The organism is Burkholderia sp. AU31624, assembly GCF_020420065.1.
Lineage (GTDB): Bacteria > Pseudomonadota > Gammaproteobacteria > Burkholderiales > Burkholderiaceae > Burkholderia.
This window is the reverse complement of the sequence record NZ_JAIZRT010000001.1, coordinates 942,750-965,408: the sequence shown is the minus strand read 5'-3', so window position 1 is coordinate 965,408 and position 22,659 is coordinate 942,750. Positions and strand designations below refer to the sequence as shown.

Below are 22,659 nucleotides of genomic sequence, written 5' to 3'. Positions count from 1 at the left end.
TCGCGCAACGGCTTCTACGCGCGCCGTGCGGCCGCCACCCGTGCAATCGCGCCGATCGCATCGCTGACGAGCACCGCGAGCAGCCCGACGATCACGCCGCCCTGCAGCACGAACGCGGTATTCGACGTCTGCAGCCCCGCGATGATGACGTCGCCGAGCCCGCGCGCGGCGACCGTCGAGCCGATCGTCGCGGTGCCGAGATTGATCACGACCGCGAGCCGCACGCCGTTGACGATCACCGGAAACGCGAGCGGCAGCTCGACCGACACGAGTTGCTGCCAGCCGCTCATCCCCATCCCGCGCGCGGCATCGACGACGTCGCGCGGCACGTCCTCGAGCCCCGCGATCGTGCTTTCGAACACGGGCAGCAGGCCATACAGCACGAGCGCGATCAGCACCGGCTTCAGGCCGAAGCCGACGGCCGGCACCGCGAGCGCGAGCACCGCGACGGGCGGGAAGGTCTGGCCGATGTCGACGACGCTGCGCGCGACCGGCAGGAAATCCGCGCCCCACGGCCGCGTGACCGCGATACCGGCCGCGACCGCGACGATCGTGCCGATCACGCTCGACAACGCGACCGTGCCGAGATGCGCGAGCGTGAGGTCGAGCAGGCTCGCGCGATCGTAGATCACTGGCGCGCCGTTGTCGGCGAACGGCGCGAACAAGCCTTGCAGCCAGGCGGGTCGCAACAGCAGCACGAGCAGCAGCGCGAGCGCGGCCGCGCGTGCGAGGTAGGCGGGAAGTGCCGACCGCCCGGGCCGCGTGCTGCCGTGCGTCGTCATGCGGGCTTCCTTGCGTGCGCACGGATCGCATCGAGCGTGATGCGGCGCGTGTTGCGGCCGTCGCCATCTTCCACTGGAAGCACATCGACACCGCGCCACAGCAGCTCCGACACCGCATCGCGCAGCGTGCGCGTCGCGGCGATCGGTTCGCCGTCGGCATGACCGGGTTCGGCCACCGCGTCGATCGGCGTCAGCGCGAGCAGGCGCAGCGGCCGGTCGACGCCGGCGACCAGCTGTTCGACGACGCCGGCTGCCGGCTTGCCGAGAATCTCGGCAGGCGTTGCGACCTGCAGCAGCCGGCCGCCGTCCATGACTGCGATCGTGTCGCCGAGCTTCAGCGCTTCCTCGATATCGTGCGTGACGATCACGACGGTGATGCCGAGGCGGCGCTGCAAGGCAAACAGGTCGTCCTGCGCCTTGTTGCGGATGATCGGGTCGAGCGCGCCGAATGGCTCGTCCATCAGCAGCATCGCGGGCTCGGCCGCGAGCGCGCGCGCGACGCCGACGCGCTGCTGCTGGCCGCCCGACAGTTCGTGCGGCAGCTTGCCCGCGAACTCGGCCGGCGCGAGATGGAACAGGTCGAGCAATTCGTTCACGCGCGAGTCGATGCGACCGGCCGGCCAGCCGAGCAGGCGCGGCACGGTCGCGATGTTGCGCGCGACGCTCCAGTGCGGAAACAGCCCGTGCCCCTGGATCGCATAGCCGATGCCGCGGCGAAGCTGCTCGGGCGCCACGGTGGCCGTATCGACGCCGTCGATGCGGATCGTGCCGCTGGTGGGCGCGATCAGCCGGTTGATCATGCGCAGCAGCGTCGACTTGCCGCTGCCCGATGCACCGACGAGCGCGGTGATCGTGCCGCGCTCGATCGTCAGCGAGACGTCGTCGACGGCGACGATATCGCCGAAGCGTTTGCCCGCACGTTCGATCTCGATCATCCTGCACGCCCCTTCGCGAGCGTGGTCGCGGCTTCGAATATGACGGCCGCCACCAGCGCGAGCGCGATCGTCGGGATCGCGCCGAGCAGCACGAGATCGGCGGCCGATTGCCCGATCCCCTGGAAGATGAAGGTGCCGAAGCCGCCGCCGCCGATCAGCGCGGCGACCGCGGTCAGCCCGATGTTCTGCACGAGCACGATGCGCACGCCGCTCAGGATCACGGGCAGCGCGAGCACGAGATCGACGCGCAGCAGCCGCTGCGCGCGCGTCATGCCCATCGCGCGCGCCGCTTCGGTCACGTGCGGCGGCACCTGGCCGAGCCCGACCACGACGCTCGACGCGATCGGCAGCAGCGAATACAGGAACAGCGCAAGCACGGCCGGTGCGACGCCGATGCCGCGGATGCCGAGCGCGGCCGCGAACGGCACGTGGGCGGCGAGCAAACCGAGCGGCGCCATCATCAGCCCGTACATCGCGATGCTGGGGATCGTCTGCACGATATTGAGCACGGGCATCGCGACGGTACGCACCGCCGCGATGCGCGCGCAGGCGATGCCGAGCGGCACGCCCGCGACGAGCGCGGCGGCCACCGAGCCACCGGCGAGCGACACGTGCCGGATCGCCTCGATCCAGAAGTCGTCGCTGCGCACCGCGTATTCGCGCATCACGGAAAGTCCGTCCCACCAGCCGCTCGCGAGCGGCACCGAAATCGCTGCTATCGCGACGACGAGCGCGGCGAGGCGCCGCCACGGGCCGAATGCGAGCCGTGCGAGCGCATCCGCGACGAGCACGGCCCACGCGAACAGCAGCAGCCAGACGCCGGAGGAGGGCGATACGCGGGCGAGCGTGTCGTCAGGCGCGACGACGTGCGTCGCGGCCGCGCCGACCGCGTACGCGAGCGTGGCGAGCCACGCGCAGCCGGCCATGAGGCGCCACGCGGGGCGGCTGGCCGTCATCGCCCACAGCGCGCCGACGATCCACAGCGCGGCGAGCCCGGCGCCCTGCAGGGCCGGCAGCGCGGCGAACACCGACAGGTCGGTGCCGGCCGCGATGCGGTTCGGCCGCAACACCGCGAACGGCAGGCCGAGCACGGCGACGATCGTCAGGACCCCGATCAGGATGCCGACCTTGTCCGCCGTGATGCGCCGCGCGGACGCTGCCGCGCGACCCGTCATTTAACGAAGCCCTTCGCTTTCAGGTAGCTTTTCGCGACGCCGGCGGCCGGTTCGCCGTTGATCTGGATGCGCGCGTTCAGCGTCTGCAGCGTCTTCAGGTCGAGGCTCGCGAACACGGGCTTCAGGTAGTCGGCGATTTGCGGATGCGCTTTCAGCACGGCTTCGCGGATCACCGGCGCGGGTGCGTAGACGGGCTGCACGTGCTTGTCGTCGTCGAGCACCGCGAGGCCGCTCGACGAGATTCCGCCGTCGGTGCCGTAGACCATCGCGGCATTCACGCCGTCGGTCTGGTTCGCGGCGGCCTTGATGGTGGCGGCCGTGTCGCCGCCGGACAGCACGACGAGCTGGTCGGGCTTCAGCTTGAAGCCGTACGCCTTCTCGAACGACGGCAGCGCCGACGCGCTGTTTACGAATTCGGCCGACGCCGCGAGCTTCACCTTGCCGCCGCCGGCCACCCACTTGCCGAAATCGGAGAAGGTCTTCAGGTGCTGCGACTGCGCGACCGGTGCGAGCACGGCGACGCCCCACGTGTTGTTCGCGGGCGCCGGGGTGAGCCAGACGAGATGGTTCGCCGCGTAGTCGAGTTGCTTCGCGGTGTCGTAGCCCTGGCTCGCGTTCTTCCACAGCGGATCGTCCGCCTTGTTGAAGAAGAACGCGGCATTGCCGGTGTATTCGGGGTAGACGTCGATCTCGCCGCTCGTGAGCGCCTTGCGCACGATCGGCGTGGTGCCGAGCGCGATCTTTTCGGTGACGGGGATGCCGTGGGCCTTCAGCACCTGCGCGATGAGGTTGCCGAGCAGGTTGCCTTCGGTGTCGATCTTCGACGACACCACGACGGGCGTGTCGGCATGCGCGCCGGGCGCGACGAGGGCGGCGGCGAACGCGAGGCCCAGGATCCGGGCGGGCAGGGCGAGCTTCATACGGGCCAATCTCCAGGACGGGGGCGTACGCCGAAAGTTACTTGACTGAGCGGGCTTTGGCAAACCGCGTGCGGCGGCGTGCCCACAGCCCGTGTGGGGATTACCCGCATCCGTGTGGCAGGCTTGTTACACTGAATCCGTTCCCGCCTTGCCGACACTTCCTGACATGAAGCCCGAGTTGCTGGTTCTCATCGCATTGCGCGGCGACGCGCATCGCGAGATCGCCGCGTCGTTCGACGTGCGCTACGCCCCGACATCCGACGCACGCGAACGTGCGATCGCCGAACACGGCGGCACGATACGCGCGGTGCTGACCAATGGCAGCACGGGGCTCACCGCCGCCGAGATCGATCGTCTTCCGCAACTCACGTTCGTCAGCGCGCTCGGCGCCGGCTACGAGCACATCGATGTCGCGCATGCCAAAGCGCGCGGCGTGACCGTGGTCACGGGCGCCGGCACCAACGACGATTGCGTCGCCGATCATGCGTTCGCGCTGCTGCTCGCGACCGTGCGCAACGTCGTGCAGCTCGATGCGAAAACCCGTGCGGGCGTGTGGCGCGACGGCCTGGCGATGCCGCCGAACGTGTCGGGCAAGAAGCTCGGTATCGTCGGGCTCGGCAAGATCGGCGAGAAGTGCGCGCGCCGCGCGGCCGGCTTCGACATCGAGATCGGTTATCACAACCGGTCGCAGAAGAACGTCCCTTACCGCTATTTCGAGCGCGTCGACACGCTCGCGCAATGGGCCGATTTCCTGATCGTCGCGACGCCCGGCGGCGCGGGTACGCGGCACCTGATCGATCGCGCGGTGCTCGACGCGCTCGGCCCTGGCGGGTTCGTCGTCAACGTGTCACGCGGCAGCGTTGTCGATACCGCTGCTTTGGCGGACGCGTTGCGTGAAGGACGCATCGCGGGCGCGGGGCTCGACGTGTACGAAGGCGAACCCGAGCCGCCGCGCGCGCTGACGGATCTCGACAGCGTCGTGCTGACGCCGCACATGGGCGGTTGGTCGCCCGAGGCGCTCGATCGGTCGGTGCGGCAGTTCATCGACAATGCCGAGCGGCACTTTTCAGGGCGGCCGGTGTTGACGCCGGTGTGAGCGGCGCCGGGACGATGATTCACCGCTCACCGTTTCGTCCGGGATCGATGTCGGCATGAGAGGCGCCACGCAACGGTCGAGGGCGGATGCGCAGCGCTATCGATCGATACGCAGCACGAGCTTGCCGGTCGTGCCGCCCGACTCGAGCGCCGCATGCGCGTCGACGATCGCGTCGAGCGCATAGCTGCCCCCGATCAGCGGCTTCAGCGCACCGGTGGCCAGCAGGCCGAACAACTCGCCGAGCGTTTGTTGGACGACGTGATCGGCGAGGAACGCATGCAACGCGAAACCCGACAGCGAGCGGCAGCCGAAGATGAGCGCGTTCATCAGGCTGTCGTCGACTGCGAGCAACTGGCCGCTTGCCGCGCCATAGGCGACGAAACGACCTTGCGGCGCAAGGCTGGACGCCAGCGTGCGGGCCACGGCGCCACCGATCGAATCGAACACGACGTCGGGGCCCGTGCCGCCGGTTGCGGCGCCCAGTCGATCGACCCACGCGTCGTCGCGATAGCTCACGGCCTGATCGGCACCGAGCGCCCGCACCGTCGATAGCTTCTCCGTGGAACCGGCCAGGCCGACGATCGTCCTGGCACCGTCGAGTCTCGCCAGCTGGATGAGCATGGAACCGACGCCGCCGGCAGCGGCGGTGATGGCGACGGATCGTGCGGCCACCGGCGTCTCGCGCAGCAGCATGCGGGCGACCAGCCCCTGCAGCATGACCGCGACGGCGTCGTCGTCCGAAACGGCGTCGGGAATCGCGACGATCAGCGGAGCGCGTACCGTCACATATTCGGCATACCCGCCGGTTCCGCTCGTTGCACCGAACAGCGCCGCGGCCACGCGATCGCCGACGCGGAAGTCCCGCACGTTCGCGCCTACGGCTTCGACGGTGCCGACCGTTTCCGATCCCAATATCGCCGGCAAAGTCGGCGCCGGGCCCGGATAGGTACCGGCGCGTTGCAGCGTTTCCGCGAAATTCAGTCCGATGCGCGTCACGCGCACGAGGACTTCGTCGGGAGCCGGTGTCGGGCGCTCGATCACGACCGGACGGAGTACGGACGGAGCGCCGAAACGATCGATCTGAATGGCATTCATGGTATTCACGGGAAAATCTCGCTGGATGCGGGGGCGTTGCCCCCGGGGTGTGTGAGGTGTCGGGCAGGACGCGGCGTCGGCCGGATCACTCCGGCAGGGACGTTCGATCGCCGCGATCGAACGAGGCGCGGCCCGCGCCATTCAGCACGAGCGCGAGCAGGCCGCCCGTCATCGACAGGTTCATCATGAAGAAGGTCTGCTGCGTCTGGTCGCCGCCGCTATGGAAGATCACCGCGGCGATGACCGAAAAGATCGCGAGCCCAAGCGCGGCGAGTCGCGTCATGAAGCCGGCGATCAACGCGAGGCCGCCGGCGACCTCGACGAAGATCACGAGCGGCAGCAGTGCCCCCGGTACGCCCATGTGCGCCATGTATTGCTCGGTGCCTGCGTAGTTGAAGATCTTGCTGATGCCCGCGCCGACGTAGACGCCGGCGATGAGGGTGCGCACCAGGACGGACAGGATGGCGTTGACGGCGGGCGTCTGCGTAGCGGTTCGGTACAGGGTGCGGTTGATCGATCGAATCATGGTGAGTCCTCGTTCGTGAGGCGGCGGATCGGCGATCCGCCGCCGTGTTCAGCGGTTCGGGTTCGGGGCCGCGCTCATGCGCGGAACGGCGGGTAGTCGGTATAGCCGGCTTCGCCGCCGCCATAGGCCATGGACATGTCCGCATGCGCGAGCGGCCGGTCGTGCCGGAGGCGTTCGGCAAGATCCGGGTTCGCGATGAACGGGTAGCCGAACGACACGAGATCGGCGTGGCCCGCGGAAAGCGCCGTTTCCGCGCGTGCTTTCGTATAGCCGTTGTTCGCGATGTAATGCCCGCCGAACGCGCGCTTGAGCGCGCCGTAGTCGAATGCGGGCACCGCGTCCGGTGCGGCCTGGGGGACGCCTTCGACGACATGGAGATAGACCGCGAGGCCGCTCAGCCGGTTGGCGAATTGCTCGAACAGCGTTTGCGGATCGCTATCCGCGATTCCACCGAAATGCGGCGTGACCGGAGAGATACGGATCCCTAATCGATCGGGGCCTGAAACGAGGCCGACTGCGCGCACGATCTCGAGCGGCAGACGAAGCCGGTTGTCGATCGTGCCGCCGTAGTCGTCGGTCCGGCGGTTCGTGCCGTCGCGCAGGAACTGGTCAAGCAGATAGCCGTTGCCGGCGTGGATCTCCACGCCGTCGAACCCGGCCTGCAATGCGGCACGAGCGGCAAGCACGTATTGATCGACGATGGCGGGCAATTCGGCGGTTTCGAGCGCGCGCGGTACCGGGTACGGCTGCGGGCCGGTCGGCGTATACGCGTCGCCGTCGGGCCGGATCGGCGACGGCGCGACCGGTCGTGCGCCGTCCGGCTGCAGGTCCGGGTGACCGATGCGGCCGACATGGGCCAGTTGCACGAAAATGCGGCCGCCTTCACGGTGCACCGCGTCGGTCACCTGTTTCCAGCCGGCGATCTGCGCGTCGCTGTAGATGCCCGGCGTGAACGGATAGCCCTTGCCCTGTGGCGAGATCTGCGCGCCCTCGGTGACGGTCAGGCCGGCCGAGGCCCGTTGTGCGTAGTAGGTCGCGTTCATCGGGCCGGGCGCGTCGCCGGCACCGGCACGGCTGCGCGTCATCGGCGCCATTACGATGCGATTCCTGAGCGTGATGCGCCCGAGTCCGATCGGGTCGAACAGCGTCGGACGCGCAGGCGCCCGGGGCGGCGAGAGAAAGCGGTCGGTCGTCATGGTTCCATGTTCCTGTGACATTGACGGGGGATTGTCGACGCGGGGAAGCCGCGATCGACATGGCGTGACAGGAATGTAGGGGATCGTTTCGATCCAAACAATTGGCTAGAATGGATCGTTAAAATCAATTTTCTGGATAGATCGTGGATCGCAGCCCCAATCTGGATCAGCTTCGTGCGTTCGTCGCCGTCGTCGAGGCAGGCAGCTTTTCAGGGGCGGCGCGTCGGCTCGGCAGGGCGCAATCGGTGGTGAGTTATGCGGTCGCCAGCCTCGAGGCACAGCTGGGCATGCCGTTGTTCGAACGCGGCAGACGCCGTCCGCAGCTGACGGCGGCCGGCGAGGTCGTGCTCGCCGATGCGCGTCGGCTCGACATGCTGATGGGGCAGTTGCAGGCGAAGACGGCCGGTTTGCGGGGCGGCGTGGAAGCCGAGCTGTCGCTGGCCGTCGACGTGATGTTTCCGTTGCCGAAGCTGGTCGAAGGCATGCAGGCGTTTGCCGAGGCGTTCCCGACCGTCGCACTCAACCTGGCGATCGAAGCGCTCGGCGGCGTCATGAAGCTGGTGCTCGACGGCGGCTGTGCGCTCGGCATCAGCGGCCCGATTCCGAACTGGCCGGATGCGATCGACGCGACCTCGATGGGGGCGATCGAGTTGCTGACCGTTGCGGCGCCCATGCATCCGCTCGGGTTGCGCGACCTGCCGATTCCGCTCTCGGAGGCGCGCGAACATACGCAGATCGTGCTCACCGACCGCAGCAAGGTCACCGACGGGCAATCGTTCGGAATCCATGCGACCCGCACCTGGAAGGTGGCCGACCTTGGCGCGAAACATCGGTTGCTGCTCGCCGGGCTGGGCTGGGGATCGATGCCGATGCATCTGATCGAGGACGATCTGCAGTCGGGCCGTCTCGTGCCGGTGCAACTGGCCGACCGGCGCACGTTCCGATACGGACTATCGCTGATCCGGCGTGCCGATCGCGCGAGCGGTCCCGCCGCGCAGTGGCTGATCGATTATTTGAGTCGTCAGGGCGATCCGAATGGCCGGCGGGCCTGACCCATGCCCGGCGGCGGCCGGCCGGGCAGGCCGCCCGGCCAGCCTTGCAATCCGCGACGATTGAAGGCTGGCCGGACGCTCGGCCGTGTCAGCGACGCACGCCGGCGGAAGCGCGTTCCGCGCGGCGTATGCCCGCTCAGGACGAAGCCAGCGGCACCGTCACCGACGTACCGGCCGGATCGAGCGTCAGCCCGGTGCCCGGTGTCGGCCGCAGCGTCGCCTCGTTGTCGCTCGACAGCACGACGAGCCCCAGCCGGTGGCCGGCTTCCAGCAAGAAGATGAAAAAAATTGCGTCGCGGCGGCCAATCAAGCGCCGAAATAACGATCTGCATGAAACAGCATTTCACTCCTTAGCGTCCGGCGATTGGCCGGATACGTGCCGCAGATTGAGATGACCGGCCCGTGAGGATGTGGTCATGCCGGCAGACCAACGGCGCGAGGCATGCGGCTCGCTATTGCGCGCGCGGGTGTTCGCGACAGCGCGAAGCATGTCCGTTGCCGTTGTTTCGACCGTATCGATGCGTTTGCGTGGCCGATCCGGTTGCCTCAATTCGCGGGACGGACACCGGCCAGATCGGCCGCCGCGACTTCATCCGTGGAGGGGAGCGGCCGAATGGTCACCTCACCGGAAATGAACCGTTTCCCTTTGAAATCCCGGCCATGGTAGCGCGTGCTGATCGCGTGAAATTCCGCATTGCCGGACGCCAGATGCTCGAGCTCGGTCACGTAGGCGCGCACATCCGCCCGATTCCCGAGCGGGCCGGCAAGGACGCGATCGCGCGCTGCCATCAGATTGCGCTCGTTCTCCGCAACCAGCGTTGCCAGCTTGTTCAGCGCATCCTGGAGTTTCAGGCCCTCCCTGTACATCAGCAGCCAGACCGAGTTGACCGAATCGGCGATATGAATTTCCTTTCGGAATGAATACGGGTCGTTGACCAGCGTAATCGAATCGATGGCGGCCGTTCTCATTTCCGCCAGCGAGCGGTCGGCCACCAGGTGCTCGGTCATGTCGACGTCGATGGCGTACTCCGTCATGATGGCTGCCCATTCCCCGTAGTTGTCGATGCGCCGCATCTCGAGGTAGGCGTCGAATGTGAGTTCGTCCATCTTCAGGGCCAGCGGATCCGTCTGCCTGATGATCAGCGTATGCAGCGCGTCCTCCATGCGTTTCCAGACACGCGGTTTCGACGCCAGATGTGCCTTGACGGGCAAGAGCCCCTCGTACAGCAATTGCGCGATGGGCGCGGTGTCGGGCGGGCGAATGCCGGCGATTGCATCGAAGTAGTGCTGGCGCAATGTCGAGCGCTTGTGCGCCTGCTCCAGCATCGCGGGGTTGGTGATGGTGTCGTCGATCAGCGTGGTGATGCTCATCATCCGTTCCAGATCGTAGATCCTGTCGTTCAGGGTGTGCGGATAGCATAGGCCGCCGAATGACGGCATGCTTTGCGCCAGATAATGTTCGACGGCCTTCTGGCTGCCGTAGTAGGCCAGGATGTACGGGCTGTCCGTGAGCGCGATCCGGCGTTCCGCCTCGTCATGGTGCGGATGCCACATGGGTTTCAACTGCAGATGGAAGTCCGGATGGAAGATTGTCTCCCCGGGCTTCGGCAGGCCAGGCAGGTTGCGGACGAAGTTGGGAATATCTGTCATGGCGGGTTCTCGGGCTTGATGTCCGGCGGCGGGAACGGGCGGCCTTCATCGACCGTGCTTGAGCACGAAGCTATAGATGGAAACCTGATGCTTCACGATGGCGACGGCCAGGCTTTCGCACATCACGCGGAGTTCCTCCAGCGCGCCGACCGCGCCCGTCGGGAAATGGCGCTCGATGTTGTCCTGAACGTTCAACAGCCATCGCGTCGCGTCTGTCCGGTTCGGCAGGACCTGCATGTCCTGGACGCGGAAGCCGCTTTGCTCGAATACCTGGCGCAGGTACGCGGGGGTCTTGCGATACTTGCATGCGAGCCTGTCGACCAGGTCGGGCGTATCGGAACGGTATTCGGAGAGGTCGACGTTATATAAGTTATCCGAAACGATGACTGTCCCGTTTGCGCCCAGCCGCTGACGCAATTTGGCCATCACGATTTCGAAGAGATCATAGGGGAAATGGGAGATCACACCGCGCATGATCACGAGGTCGTAGGGCTGGTCGACATCCGGCAGCAGGTCGATGTCCAGGGCATTGCACTGGAACAGGTTGATCCTGTCGGACAATCGCCGCGCGGCGTTTACCTCGGCGCAATATTCGAGCTGGCGGCTGCTGATGTTGATGCCGTCCAGGCGATGGCAGTCGGGAAACCGCTCGGATAGATCGCGCAGCACGGTTCCCCATCCGCATCCGATATCGAGTACCCGGTTGATTGGCTGGCGCCCTGGCGTCTCCAGACCGGCGATCTTCAATTGCCGTTCGAAATACCTGAGGCCGGATTCGTCGAGATCGACCGGCCTCGGCGATTGGGGATGGTCAAAGACGCCGAACTGGAACCAGAGGCGATCGCCGATGGCCTTGCTCCAGTTCACCGGGTCGTCCTGGTAGGCCTCCACGACCCGGGATTCGTAATCGTTTCGCTCTCGGCCCCGAATTGCCGCGAATGGCGGGTTACGCCGATCGTTCAATGGTGACGCGGATGCTGCGGTTGTACCGGTGATCAGGTTGTTCATTGCCGTTCCCCCGCAGCGACCGGCTACAAATGTCCGGATTATTGATTTTTAAATCTAGCCGGCGGGGAATCGATGTCAAGCGATATCAGATTGTTTCTGATTTCGATTCAATAATGTAATTGATTTATGAAGCGTGGAATTCTTGTTTTAAAGAGCCGTTGCTTCCGTTTCCATAAGAATCGGGAAATGGAACCGAATGAATGAAGCTATCCCGGGACGCCGGTGCGCTGGCGTCCCGGGATGGCTTCAGTACGGGCATGCCCGCTCAGGACGAAGCCAGCGGCACCGTCACCGACGTACCGGCCGGATCGAGCGTCAGCCCGGTGCCCGGTGTCGGCCGCAGCGTCGCCTCGTTGTCGCTCGACAGCACGACGAGCCCCAGCCGGTGGCCGGCTTCCAGCTTGTAGTCACGCGGCATGAACGTCAGCTTCAGGTCGTACGGCATGCCGGGCAGAACCGGCTGCGAGACCCACTCCGACACGCGGTTGCGCGGATCGGTCCACGCACGCGTGACGATCGTCGCCGTGCCGTCCGGCGCGCGATCGACCAGCAGGGCCGTCACGTTGGCCACGGCCGTGAAGGTCAGCCTGACGCGCGCGGTCGCCGAACCGGACAGGCGTGTCGCGGCCGTGAGCGGCGCGGTTTCGAAGCGGCTGCGGTTCTCGCCCGTCGGCGCGTTCGCCAGCGTGAGCGCGGTGATGCGCGCATCGTCGGTGAAACGAGCGAGCGGGCCGCCGGTCGGCAGTCGCAGCAGCGTGCCGGTGCCCGCGCCGTCGCCGCCCGCGAAGTACGTGACCGGCGTGGCGTGGCGTGCGGCCCAGTCCGCTTCCTTCAGCAGCGTGCCGTCCGCCTGCTCGATCACCGCGCGCGGATCGCGTTCGACGCCGTTGTCGAAACCGATCAGGTAGCGCGTGAACCAGCGGTTCACTTCCGCGGTCCACGCCTCGGCCATCGCCGGCACGCGGGTCGGGTCGGTGTGCTTCAGGCGATGCAGCCACAGCTGCGTCGGCACACCCTGGCGCCGCATCGCGAGATGCCACAGCGTCGACTGGTCGACCCGCACGTTGTCGTCGGTGAGCCCTTGCGCGACGAGCGCCGGCGCGACCGCGAGCGCGGTGGGAATATCGCGCGCGGCCCAGAACGGCGAATAGTCGCCGGTCTTGCGGTCTTCCTGCTGCAGCGCTTCGTCGATCAGGTGCGTGCAGCGCTCCGGATGCGCGTTCGTCAGCAGCGCCTTGATGTACACGTCGACGTCCTCGCCCTGATAGCCTTCCGGCGCACGCACGAGGCCGCCCGAGCGGTAGTAGCCGTACATGTTCGTCAGCCCGGCGACCGGCACGATCGCGTCGAGCCCGCGCGTGCGCAGGCTCGCGACCATCTTCGGCAGCGTGCCGTCGTACGACACCCCGTACATGCCGACGTGGCCCGTCGACCAGTTCGCGACGACCGTCTTGCCGTTCGCGTCCTTCGCGGTCGCGTCGCGGCCGAGCCAGCGGATCACCGAGGCCATCGCGACCGATTCGTCGCGGGTGAGGATCGTCGGGCAGCCGTCCGAGCCGGCCGTGCCGAGCGAATCCGCGTAGACGATCGTGAAGCCGCGCGGAATGAAGTAGCCCTCGATCCACGAGCGCCCGGCGGCGGCCGCCTCGACCTGCTGCAGCATCCGCACCTGCGGCGCGGCGGCCATGATGCGCGCGGAGGCGCCGGTCGCTGCCGTGGCCGCCGTGGCGACCGGATGCGGCGTGCCGTCGAGTTCGACGTCGACGTTGTGGTCGGGGCTGTCGGCGAGGCCCGCGTAGTACGGGCTCGCGAGCACGATGACAGGCGTGCGCGCGCCGTTCGCGGTTTCGGTCGGGCGCACGATGCGCACGTGGATGCGGTCGCGCGTGCCGTCGCCGTCGGAGTCGACCGGCGTGTCGACCCACGCGTTCTCCTCGATCGTGCCGCCCGACAGCGACGGCTGCACCTGGCCGTTCGTGATCACGGGCCGGTAGCGGCCGCCGCTGGCCGGATTGGCGTACGGCACGCCCGACGGCGAAATGCGTGACGCGAGCGACTGCTTGTCGGCCGCGGCGGCGACCTCCTCCTGTTGGCCCTGCGCGAGCGCGGAAGCGCCCGCCACGCTGCCGCCGTCGTCGCCGCCGCACGCGGCGAGCGTTGCGGCCGCAACGAGCGCGGGAAGCCACGCGCGACGCAATCCGGTTCGATGAATGTCCATTGTCGACCTCTTGTTGTGATTGTCTGGAACCGGTCGGCACGCGATATACCCCCTGCGGCCCGGCCGGGTGCTGCATCGGATGAAACGGAACTGCACCTTCGAAAGCGCCGGGCGCGAGGCCCGGGTGCCACGGCCGGTGTCGACGCGCGTCACGCATCGCGCAACCCGGCGAGCGTCGGGGCGATTGCATCGCCTCGACCGCAAAGCGTCAGCGCGGCGGCTGATTCGGGCCACCCGGTCGAAGCGAGGCCGGCGGCACGAAGTGAATACAGGAGTACGAATCAAATGCGGGCATGCCCGATCTTCCTTCAGGTTTCAGATGAAACGGAACGGCACGATGCGATGAGGCGGGGATGGTGCGAACGGCGGTGCTGCAACGGCAGGAAAGCGCGACGCGAGTCGGCGGGGCTGGCCGGAATGCTTTCCGGAAGCTTGCGCAAAACTTATCTCAGTGAAATCTCGGTGTCAAACTTTTTTAGTTTGAGTCAAACAAAGTTTTAAGCATGCGGGGCGATCGACCTGCGATCGGTCTAAATTTCCGGGAAATCTGTCCGTAAACGGTAAAAAACAGATTGAAAGGAGAGAGGGCATGACGACTTCTGTCACGGCAGCGAGCGGCTTTTCGCTCGTGCAGATGGCGCAGCAGGCTGCGCTCGACGGGCGCCAGCAGACGGACGCGGCGGCCGGGCAAGCGCAGGACACGCCGATCACCATCCGCGCGCTGGACCCGGACGCGATGCAGGCGGCGCGCATGAAGCAGATGTCGATCCTGGGCAACCTGTCGACGAAGCTGCGCGACGTCACCAGCCAGCTCGCGACGAGCCTGCACGAGATCATCGCGAAGCGTCCGGACCTGGCCGACGCGCAGTTCGACTTCATGACCGACAACGGCCAGATCAAGGTCGTATCGAAGACGATGACGGAAAGCGATCGCGCGTGGGTGGAGTCGACGCTGAACGCGAACGCGGGCCTCGTGCTCGCAACGCGCGCGTTTCACCAGCAGGCCATCGATTTCGCGGAGCAGGGTGCGGCCGCCGTCGGCGAGACGTTCACGGACGAGGATCGCAAGGTGGCCAGCCAGCGCGCTGATGCGGATTTCCGCTTCATGAAGGAGATGAATGCGTCCGTCGCGCGCAACCGGAAGTTCGACGAGGCCGGCGGGCATTTCACCACGCAGGACGGCACGCGGCTGACGTTCGATCAGTCGGCCGGCACCGCGCGCGGCACGCTGGCGCTGCTGGATACCGACCGCCAGTTGTCGTCGGGTGCGGCGATCTTCGTCGACGAGTCCGGGCAGAAGACCTACGGCCGGCGTGCCGGCCTGATCGACGTCGGCTTCGGGGAGGCGTTCGAGAACATCCTGAACGGCCGCAACAGCATCGGCTTTCACGAGATCGCGTAGCCACGGGCGTGACGGAGCCGGACGCCGCGCGCCTATTCGTCGCGCAGCGCCTCGGCCGGCCGCACCCGCGCGGCGCGCCAGCTCGGGTAGAGCGTCGCGACGCACGACATCAGGAACGCGGCCGCGGCGATCTCGATCACGTCGGCCGTCGCGAGCTTCGACGGCAGCGAGCTGAGGAAGTACACGGACGGCGTCAGGAAGCGGATGCCGAGCAACTGCTCGATCGCCGGCAGCACCCACGGGATGCTCACCGCGATCGCGCAGCCGAGCGCGACACCCGCGAGCGTGCCGGCGAGGCCGATCGTCATCCCCTGGATCGCGAAGATCTTCATGATCGACCCGGGCGGCGCGCCGAGCGTGCGCAGGATCGCGATGTCGCCCTGCTTCTGGGTGACGGTCATCACGAGCGACGACACGAGGTTGAACGCGGCGACCGCGACGATCAGCATCAGGATCAGCGACAGCATGCGCTTTTGCAGCCGCTCGGCTTCGAACCACGTGCGGTTCTGCCGCGTCCAGTCGCGGATATAGAGGTTGCCCGACAGCGTGCGCGACAGTTCCAGCGCGACGTCCGGCGCGCGCTGCAGATCGTCGAGGCGCAGCCGGATGCCGGTCGGCGCACGCACGTTGAACAGCGTCTGCGCGTCGCGGAGGTGGATGTAGGCGAGCGCGCTGTCGTACTGATAGTGGCCCGACTCGAACGTGCCGACCACGTTGAACTGCCTGAACCGCGGCAGCGCGTCGCCGATGCGTGCGGTGTTGCCGGGCGCGAAGAACGTGATGCGGTCGCCGATCTTCACGTGCAGCGCGTCCGCCAGCGCCGAGCCGAGCACGATGCCCATCTCGCCCGGCACGAGCGCGTCGAGCCGCCCGGTCTTCAGCTTGCGCGCGATCTCGGACACCCGCGGCTCCAGCACGGGATCGATGCCGCGCAGCGCGACGCCCGTCACGCTGCCCGCATTCGTCAGCAGCGCCTGTGCGTCGACATAGGGTGCGACGGCGCGCACCGCCGGATTCTGCAGCGACTCATGAGCGGTGAGCCGCCAGTCGGGCATCGCGCCGGTCGGCGAGAAGATTTCCACGTGGGCGAGCACCGACAGCATCCGGTCGCGCACTTCGGTCCGGAATCCGTTCATCACCGACAGCACGACGATCAGCGCGGCGACGCCGAGCGCGATGCCGGCCATCGCGGCGCCGGCAATGAACGACACGAAGCCGTCGCCGGCCGAGCGCCGGCCGCCGCGCGCATAGCGCAGCCCGATCTGCCATTCGAACGGGAGTTTCAAGCGGTTTCCTTTCATTTCGATTCGATCCTGCCGAGCCGCGCATTCTAGCGAACGCGGCGCCGCCGTGGGCGGAGGTTGCGCGATGGACGACCGAGACCCGCCCGACCGGCCGGTCATCCGGCGGCGTTGCGCGCCGGCACACCGATATTTCCATCGTTTCGGGTCTGATCGATAATGGCGGCCAGCATCCGGTCGAACATACCAAGCAATTACGGCGCAACCGGGCCGCGCCGTCACAGACCCATAACAATTCGGGGAAGGTTGCCGCACCCGGCAGCATGTCCTTGACAAGGAAATAACAATGGATTTGCTGCGCTTCCTGCTGCTCCTGCCGATTCGCGTGGCGGGCTTCGTGTGGTGGCTGCTCGGCTGCGCGCTGCGGCCGCTGGTGGGCGACGTGTCGTGGACGGCGCCCGCATGGATGGGCGTGACCGCCGCGGCCGTGCGCCGCCGCCCGTGGCATGCCGGCGGCCTCGTGCTGCTCGCGGCCGCGCTCGGCTATGGCGGTTACTGGTTCAAGCATCGCCCGAAGCCGCCAGAGCCCGCGACCGTCAGCTTCACCGTGAAGGCGCCGGCCATCACCACCTACGAGGTGGACGACACCGACAAGCCGAAGATCACCGTGCATCCGCTCGAAGTCGTGTTCGCGCAATCGGCGGCGCCGATCGAACAGGTCGGCAAGCCGGCCGGCGACGGCATCGAGATGACGCCCGCGCTGAAGGGCGCATGGGAGTGGGCCGACGACAAGACGCTGCGCTTCACGCCGGCGGCCGACTGGCCGGTCGGCGCGCACGTCGAGGTGCGCTTCGCGGTGCACCGGGTGTTCGCGCCGCAGGTGCTGATGCACGACGACCGTTTCGCGTTCGACCTGCCGGCGTTCGCCGCGACGGTCGGCAACAACGAGTTCTACCAGAACCCCGACAATCCGGCGGAGAAGCAGGCGCTGCTGCAGTTGCGCTTCAACTACCCGGTCGATCCGGCCGAGTTCGAGAAGCGCATCGGCCTCGTGCTGGTTGGCCGCGACGGCAAGAATACGACGCCGCTGCGCTACACCGTCAGTTACGACAAGATGAAGACGAGCGCATGGGTCCGCTCGCAGTCGCTCGAGATCCCGCTCAACTCGATGGCGGCACGGCTCGACGTCGACAAGGGCGTGAAGAGTGCGCGCGGCGGCAACGGCACGCCGGACGCGCTGCATGCGTCGGTCGACGTGCCGGGGCTCTACAGCCTGTCGATCGACAACATCGCGCCGACGCTCGTCGACAACGAGCGCTACGAGCCCGAGCAGGTGCTCGTCGCGGAGGCATCCGACGGCGTGCGCAGCGCCGATCTGGCCGCACGCGCCAAGGCATGGGTGCTGCCGAAGCGCAAGCCGGGCGTCGACCAGTCGGACGACGATCCGCCGTACGAATGGAACGTGGCCGACATCAGCGACGCGGTGCTGAAACAGTCGAAGCCGCTGGCGCTCGACGTGGTACCGACCGAGAACGACTACGCGACGCTGCAAAGTTTCAAATATCACGCGACGCCGGGTGATCGCATCGTCGTGCGGTTCGCCGAAAACCTGAAATCGGCCGGCGGCTACCTGCTCGCCGAGCCGGTGACGACCGCGTTCACGGTGCCCGACTATCCGAAGCTGCTGCGCTTCATGGCCGACGGCTCGCTGCTGTCGATGAGCGGCAGCAAGCGGCTGTCGGTCGTGTCGCGCAACCTGCCGGGGATGAAGGTCGAGATCGGCCGCGTGCTGCCCGACCAGCTCCAGCATCTCGTGAGCTTCAACAACGGCACGTATGCGCGGCCCGAGCTGTCGTATTCGTTCAGCGAGGATCACATCGTCGAGCGCTTCGTGCAGACGCGCGCGTTCCCGGCCGGCGACCCCGGCAAGGCGCATTACGAAGGCATCGATCTCGGCCAGTACCTGAAGGGCGGCAAGCGCGGCGTGTTCCTGCTGCACCTGACGAAGTACGATCCGGCGGCCGAAAAGAAGAAAGCCGACGATGCGAAGGACAGCGATGCATCGTCCGGCGACGGCAGCCAGGATCAGTCGGACAACGCCGATTCGGGCGACAGCAGCGGCAACGGCAATGGCGACGACAGCGACAACGCGCTCGGCGACACCCGCCTGATCGTCGTGACCGATCTCGGCATGCTGGTCAAGAAGGCGCTGGACGGCAGCCAGGACGTATTCATCCAGTCGATCCGCACGGGCAAGCCGGTTGCGGGCGCAACGGTGTCGGTGCTCGCGGTGAACGGCCAGGCGCTGTTCACGCAGACCACGAGCGCCGACGGCATCGTGCATTTCCCCGCGTTCAAGGGGCTCGACCGCGAGAAGCGGCCGCAGCTGTACGTCGTGAAGAAGGACACCGACCTGTCGTTCCTGCCGGTGGCCGGCCGCGACCGCCAGCTCGACTTCTCGCGTTTCGACGTCGACGGCGAGCGCAACGCGACGGGCCAGGGGCAACTGTCGGCGTACCTGTTCTCGGATCGCGGGCTGTACCGGCCCGGCGATCCGTTCCACATCGGCCTGATCGTGCGCGCGGCGAGCTGGGCGCGCAGCCCGGCCGGCGTGCCGCTGCAGGCGGAGATCGTCGACCCGCGCGGGATCACGGTCGAGCGCAAGCCGGTGACGGTCGATGCGACCGGCTTCACCGAGCTCGGCTATACGACGGCCGAAACCGCGCCGACCGGCACGTGGACGGTCAACCTGTATATCGTCAAGGACGGCCAGCCCGGTGCGGAGCCGATCGGCAGCACGACGGTGCAGGTGAAGGAGTTCCTGCCCGACCGGATGAAGGTCGATGCGAAGCTGTCGCAGCAGGTCGTCGAAGGATGGGTGAAGCCGAAGGGGCTGAAGGGCATCGTCGATGCGCAGAACCTGTTCGGCACGCCGGCGGAGAAGCGCCGGGTCGCGGCGACGCTGACGCTGCGCCCGGTGTGGCCGTCGTTCCGCAGCTGGCAGGGCTATCACTTCTTCGATGCGCGCCGCGCGAAGGAGGGCTATACGACGACGCTGCAGGACGGCACGACCGACGACAAGGGCCATGCGGAGTTCGACCTCGATCTCGACAAGTACGCGGACGCGACCTACCAGCTCTACTTCCAGGCGAAGGCCTATGAAGCGGAAGGCGGGCGCAACGTCGCCGCGAACGCGCAGACGCTCGTGTCCAACAACGACTGGCTCGTCGGCTACAAGTCGGTCGACGATCTCGGCTACGTGAAGCGGGGCAGCCCGCGCACGGTGCGGCTCGTCGCGATCGATCCGACCGCGAAGGCGATCGACGTGAAGGACCTGCGTGCGCAGCTCGTCGAGGAACGCTACGTGTCGGTGCTGACCAAGCAGGATTCCGGCGCGTACAAATACGATTCGCGGCTGAAGGAAGTGCCGGTCGACGAGAAGCCGCTGGCGATTCCGGCGGCCGGGCTCGACTTCACGCTGCGCACCGACAAGCCGGGCAGCTATGCGCTCGTGATCCGCAACGCGGCCGGCGCGGCGGTGAACCGGATCGAGTATTCGGTCACCGGCGACGCGAACGTCACGCGCTCGCTCGACCGCAACGCGGAGCTGCAGGTGACGCTCGCGAAGCACGACTACAAGCCGGGCGAGCAGGTCGAGATCGCGATCCGCGCGCCTTACGCGGGCAGCGGCCTGATCACGATCGAGCGCGACAAGGTGTATGCGCACGCGTGGTTCCATGCGGACACGACCAGCTCGATCCAGCACATCACGGTGCCGGCCGGCTTCGAGGGCAACGGCTACATCAACGTGCAATACATCCGCGATCCGTCGTCCGATGAAATCTTCATGAGCCCGCTGAGCTACGGCGTCGTGCCGTTCTCGGTGAACCTCGATGCGCGCCGCAACGCGGTATCGGTCGATGCGCCGGCACTCGTGAAGCCAGGCGACACGGTGAATTTCACCGTGCATTCGGCGAAACCCGCGAAGGTTGTCGTGTTCGCGGTCGACGAGGGCATCCTGCAGGTCGCGCGCTACAAGCTCGGCGATCCGCTGAAGTTCTTCTTCCGCAAGCGGATGCTCGAAGTCGGCACGTCGCAGATCCTCGACCTGATCCTGCCGGACTTCGAGAAGCTGATGGCGATGGCCGCGCCGGGCGGCGACGCCGACAATGCAATCGGCCGCCAGTTGAACCCGTTCAAGCGCAAGCGCGACAAGCCGGTCGTCTACTGGTCGGGGATCGTCGACGTGAACGGCGACACGCGCCTGAGCTACACCGTGCCCGACTACTTCAACGGCAAGCTGCGCGTGATGGCCGTGTCGGTGTCGCCGGACCTGGTCGGCACGTTCGAAGGCGCGACGACGGTGCGCGGCGATTTCGTGCTGTCGCCCAACGTGCCGACGACACTCGCGCCGGGAGACGAGGCCGACGTCAGCGTCGGTGTCGCGAACAACCTGACGGGTGTCGGCAATCAGCCGGTGCCGGTCGCGGTCACGCTGAAGACGGGGCCGCAGTTGCAGGTGATCGGGCCGGCCACGCAGAACGTCGCGCTCGCGCCGCAGCACGAGGGTGTCGCGATGTTCCGCGTGAAGGCGACCGACACGCTCGGCTCGGGTTCGCTGTCGTTCGGCGCGCGTTATGGCGCGAAGGGCGCGCAGCAGCGCGTCGACGTGTCGGTGCGGCCGGCCGCCGCGTTCCGCACGCAGCTCGACATCGCGCGCCTCGATCCGGGCAAGAAGGCGAGCGTGCCGAACCTGCGGTCGATGTACGACGCGTATGCATCGCGCGACGCGAGCATCTCGACCGCGCCGCTCGTGCTGTCGGAAGGGTTGTCGTCGTATCTCGTCAACTTCGAGCACACCTGCAGCGAGCAGCTGGTGAGTGCGGCCGTGCCGCGCGTGTTCGCGGCGAAGTGGCTGTCGGTGCGGGCGCTGACGAGCGCGATGCATGCGACCGACGCCGGTGCCGACGCGACGAACGCGGCGGCGATCACGCAGTTCCTTGGGGTGCTGCGCAGCCGGCAGAACGCGCAGGGCGGGTTCGGGTTGTGGAGCGCCACGCCGGACGCCGATCCGTTCGTGTCCGTGTACGCGATGCACGTGCTGCTCGACGCGCGCGAGCGCGGCATCGCGGTGCCGAAGGACATGCTCGACGCGGGAAATCAGTATCTGCAGAAGCTCGCGGCGAACGATTCGCTCGGCTCGCTCGACCTGCTGCGGCAGCGCGCGTACGCGGTGTATCTGCTGACGCGCCAGGGCAACGTGACGACCAACAGCCTCGCGGCCGTGCAGAAGCGGCTGCAGGATGCGTATCCGAACGACTGGAAGAACGATCTCGCAGCCGCATGGCTCGCCGCGTCGTACCAGCTGCTGAAGCAGGACAAGGAGGCCGCGGCGCTGATCGCGGGCCCGCAGGCGCTGCTCGAGCGCAAGCGCGCGTCCGACGGTGGCTACGTGACCGGCTACTACCTCGATCCGCTGACGCGCGACGCGAGCGTGCTGTACCTGATCGCGAAGCACTTTCCCGAGCGCGTACGCAAGCTGTCGCCGCGCGCGATGGACAACCTCGCCGCGCCGCTCGTCGACAATCGCTACAACACGCTGTCGTCGGCGATGACGATCCTCGCGCTCGATGCGTATGCGGCGTCGAGCGCGGGCCAGCTCGACCAGCTCGCGATCGACGAGGTGCGCGCGGGTGCCGCGCCGAAGGACGTGTCGTCGATCCAGGCGAACCTCGTGCGTTCGGGCACGTGGTCGGCCGGTGCGTCGCGCGTCGACTTCGTGAACGGCAGCTCGCTGCCCGCGTGGTGGATCACGAGCCAGTCGGGCTACGACCGCGGCACGTCGAAGAAGGCGATCAAGAACGGGCTGGAGATCGTGCGCGACTACACCGACACGGACGGCAAGCCGCTCGACAAGATCACGGTCGGCCAGGAGATCGACGTGCACCTGAAGATCCGTGCGACGGGTTCGGCGAGCGTCGGCAACCTCGCGATCGTCGATCTGTTGCCGGGCGGCTTCGATCCGGTCATCGCGCCGCCGCCCGTCACCGACAAGCAGGACGGCGACAGCAACGGCGACGGCGGCGCGTCGGCACCGGTGGCCGATGCACCGTGGCGGTCGCCGATCGGCGTGAAGGGTTCCACGTGGCAGCCGCAGTTCGCGGACGTGCGCGAGGATCGCGTAGTGATCTACGGCACCGCGACGACCGACGTGCGCGAGTTCGTCTACCGGATCAAGGCGAGCAACGCGGGCCGCTTCATCGCGCCGCCGGCCTACGGCGAGTCGATGTACGACCGCCGCTTGCAGGCCCAGGCGCCCGGCGGGTCGACACTGACGGTGGAGCGCGCGCGATGACGATGAAG

Annotated in this window: 15 protein-coding genes and 1 pseudogene; 4 read left to right on the top strand and 12 right to left on the bottom strand. The window is 67.3% G+C overall.

All coding sequences use genetic code 11. The features are described 5' to 3' along the window. Window positions 1-14: 14 nt before the first annotated feature. From LGM89_RS04440 to LGM89_RS04425, 4 genes are read right to left on the bottom strand one after another with little or no spacing between them, the layout of a single operon-like run. Entirely contained in the window at window positions 15-782 is a 768-nt protein-coding gene (locus LGM89_RS04440) for an ABC transporter permease (RefSeq protein ID WP_089433157.1), read from the bottom strand. Continuing rightward, entirely contained in the window at window positions 779-1,717 is a 939-nt protein-coding gene (locus LGM89_RS04435; protein WP_226272389.1) for an ABC transporter ATP-binding protein, read from the bottom strand. Before LGM89_RS04435 ends, LGM89_RS04440 begins: the two co-directional genes overlap by 4 nt. Beyond that, a complete protein-coding gene (locus tag LGM89_RS04430) occupies window positions 1,714-2,892 on the bottom strand; it encodes an ABC transporter permease (RefSeq protein ID WP_226272388.1) in 1,179 nt (392 codons plus the stop codon). The genes LGM89_RS04435 and LGM89_RS04430 overlap by 4 nt, the downstream gene beginning before the upstream one ends. Then, window positions 2,889-3,812 (bottom strand): ABC transporter substrate-binding protein, encoded by a 924-nt coding sequence (locus LGM89_RS04425; protein WP_089496295.1) that lies wholly within the window; start codon window positions 3,810-3,812, stop codon window positions 2,889-2,891. Before LGM89_RS04425 ends, LGM89_RS04430 begins: the two co-directional genes overlap by 4 nt. Window positions 3,813-3,978: 166 nt before the next feature. On the opposite strand from LGM89_RS04425, the gene LGM89_RS04420 reads away from it, so the two are divergent. Continuing rightward, window positions 3,979-4,908: a 2-hydroxyacid dehydrogenase gene (locus LGM89_RS04420; protein ID WP_226272387.1), complete on the top strand. Its 930-nt coding sequence runs from the start codon at window positions 3,979-3,981 to the stop codon at window positions 4,906-4,908. Between the two features lie 96 nt (window positions 4,909-5,004). Here the strand turns inward: LGM89_RS04420 and LGM89_RS04415 are convergent, their stop codons facing one another. The 3 genes from LGM89_RS04415 to LGM89_RS04405 form a co-directional block, all read right to left on the bottom strand. Then, window positions 5,005-6,012, bottom strand: a complete 1,008-nt coding sequence (locus tag LGM89_RS04415) for a quinone oxidoreductase family protein (protein ID WP_226203220.1) — start codon at window positions 6,010-6,012, stop codon at window positions 5,005-5,007. Window positions 6,013-6,088: 76 nt separating this feature from the next. Beyond that, complete coding sequence (locus LGM89_RS04410) at window positions 6,089-6,529, bottom strand: DoxX family protein (RefSeq protein ID WP_089441722.1); 441 nt, start codon at window positions 6,527-6,529, stop codon at window positions 6,089-6,091. A gap of 74 nt (window positions 6,530-6,603) precedes the next feature. After that, window positions 6,604-7,725: an alkene reductase gene (locus LGM89_RS04405; RefSeq protein ID WP_226272386.1), complete on the bottom strand. Its 1,122-nt coding sequence runs from the start codon at window positions 7,723-7,725 to the stop codon at window positions 6,604-6,606. 143 nt (window positions 7,726-7,868) lie between these two features. Between LGM89_RS04405 and LGM89_RS04400 the strand changes: the two genes are divergently transcribed. Beyond that, window positions 7,869-8,777, top strand: coding sequence for a LysR family transcriptional regulator (locus LGM89_RS04400; protein WP_089496300.1), 909 nt, complete (start codon window positions 7,869-7,871; stop codon window positions 8,775-8,777). Window positions 8,778-8,913: 136 nt separating this feature from the next. Here the strand turns inward: LGM89_RS04400 and LGM89_RS04395 are convergent. The 4 genes and pseudogenes from LGM89_RS04395 to LGM89_RS04380 form a co-directional block, all read right to left on the bottom strand. Then, window positions 8,914-9,054, bottom strand: a pseudogene (locus tag LGM89_RS04395) (CocE/NonD family hydrolase C-terminal non-catalytic domain-containing protein); the annotation flags it as partial. Window positions 9,055-9,323: 269 nt separating this feature from the next. Beyond that, complete coding sequence (locus LGM89_RS04390) at window positions 9,324-10,427, bottom strand: terpene synthase family protein (protein ID WP_226272385.1); 1,104 nt, start codon at window positions 10,425-10,427, stop codon at window positions 9,324-9,326. Window positions 10,428-10,472: 45 nt separating this feature from the next. Then, on the bottom strand, window positions 10,473-11,435 hold the full coding sequence (locus LGM89_RS04385; protein ID WP_089496302.1) for an SAM-dependent methyltransferase: 963 nt from the start codon (window positions 11,433-11,435) through the stop codon (window positions 10,473-10,475). A 265-nt stretch (window positions 11,436-11,700) separates the two neighbouring features. Further along, window positions 11,701-13,653 carry a Xaa-Pro dipeptidyl-peptidase gene (locus tag LGM89_RS04380; protein ID WP_226272384.1) on the bottom strand — a complete coding sequence of 651 codons (1,953 nt, stop codon included), beginning with the start codon at window positions 13,651-13,653 and terminating at the stop codon, window positions 11,701-11,703. A gap of 589 nt (window positions 13,654-14,242) precedes the next feature. Between LGM89_RS04380 and LGM89_RS04375 the strand changes: the two genes are divergently transcribed. Then, window positions 14,243-15,055, top strand: coding sequence for a hypothetical protein (locus tag LGM89_RS04375; protein WP_226272383.1), 813 nt, complete (start codon window positions 14,243-14,245; stop codon window positions 15,053-15,055). 32 nt (window positions 15,056-15,087) lie between these two features. On the opposite strand, the gene LGM89_RS04370 is transcribed toward LGM89_RS04375, so the two are convergent. Continuing rightward, entirely contained in the window at window positions 15,088-16,341 is a 1,254-nt protein-coding gene (locus LGM89_RS04370; protein ID WP_226272382.1) for a lipoprotein-releasing ABC transporter permease subunit, read from the bottom strand. A 301-nt stretch (window positions 16,342-16,642) separates the two neighbouring features. On the opposite strand from LGM89_RS04370, the gene LGM89_RS04365 reads away from it, so the two are divergent. Continuing rightward, the gene (locus LGM89_RS04365) at window positions 16,643-22,651 is read left to right on the top strand and encodes an MG2 domain-containing protein (RefSeq protein ID WP_226272381.1); all 6,009 of its coding nucleotides are present in this window, start codon (window positions 16,643-16,645) and stop codon (window positions 22,649-22,651) included. Window positions 22,652-22,659: the final 8 nt, after the last annotated feature.

What these genes read in the sequence shown, in the direction of transcription:
- LGM89_RS04440 (WP_089433157.1), bottom strand. Translation starts at nt 782, where the DNA reads ATGACGACGCACGGCAGCACGCGGCCCGGGCGGTCGGCACTTCCCGCC.
- LGM89_RS04435 (WP_226272389.1), bottom strand. Translation starts at nt 1,717, where the DNA reads ATGATCGAGATCGAACGTGCGGGCAAACGCTTCGGCGATATCGTCGCC.
- LGM89_RS04430 (WP_226272388.1), bottom strand. Translation starts at nt 2,892, where the DNA reads ATGACGGGTCGCGCGGCAGCGTCCGCGCGGCGCATCACGGCGGACAAG.
- LGM89_RS04425 (WP_089496295.1), bottom strand. Translation starts at nt 3,812, where the DNA reads ATGAAGCTCGCCCTGCCCGCCCGGATCCTGGGCCTCGCGTTCGCCGCC.
- LGM89_RS04420 (WP_226272387.1), top strand. Translation starts at nt 3,979, where the DNA reads ATGAAGCCCGAGTTGCTGGTTCTCATCGCATTGCGCGGCGACGCGCAT.
- LGM89_RS04410 (WP_089441722.1), bottom strand. Translation starts at nt 6,529, where the DNA reads ATGATTCGATCGATCAACCGCACCCTGTACCGAACCGCTACGCAGACG.
- LGM89_RS04405 (WP_226272386.1), bottom strand. Translation starts at nt 7,725, where the DNA reads ATGACGACCGACCGCTTTCTCTCGCCGCCCCGGGCGCCTGCGCGTCCG.
- LGM89_RS04390 (WP_226272385.1), bottom strand. Translation starts at nt 10,427, where the DNA reads ATGACAGATATTCCCAACTTCGTCCGCAACCTGCCTGGCCTGCCGAAG.
- LGM89_RS04385 (WP_089496302.1), bottom strand. Translation starts at nt 11,435, where the DNA reads ATGAACAACCTGATCACCGGTACAACCGCAGCATCCGCGTCACCATTG.
- LGM89_RS04380 (WP_226272384.1), bottom strand. Translation starts at nt 13,653, where the DNA reads ATGGACATTCATCGAACCGGATTGCGTCGCGCGTGGCTTCCCGCGCTC.
- LGM89_RS04375 (WP_226272383.1), top strand. Translation starts at nt 14,243, where the DNA reads ATGACGACTTCTGTCACGGCAGCGAGCGGCTTTTCGCTCGTGCAGATG.
- LGM89_RS04365 (WP_226272381.1), top strand. Translation starts at nt 16,643, where the DNA reads ATGGATTTGCTGCGCTTCCTGCTGCTCCTGCCGATTCGCGTGGCGGGC.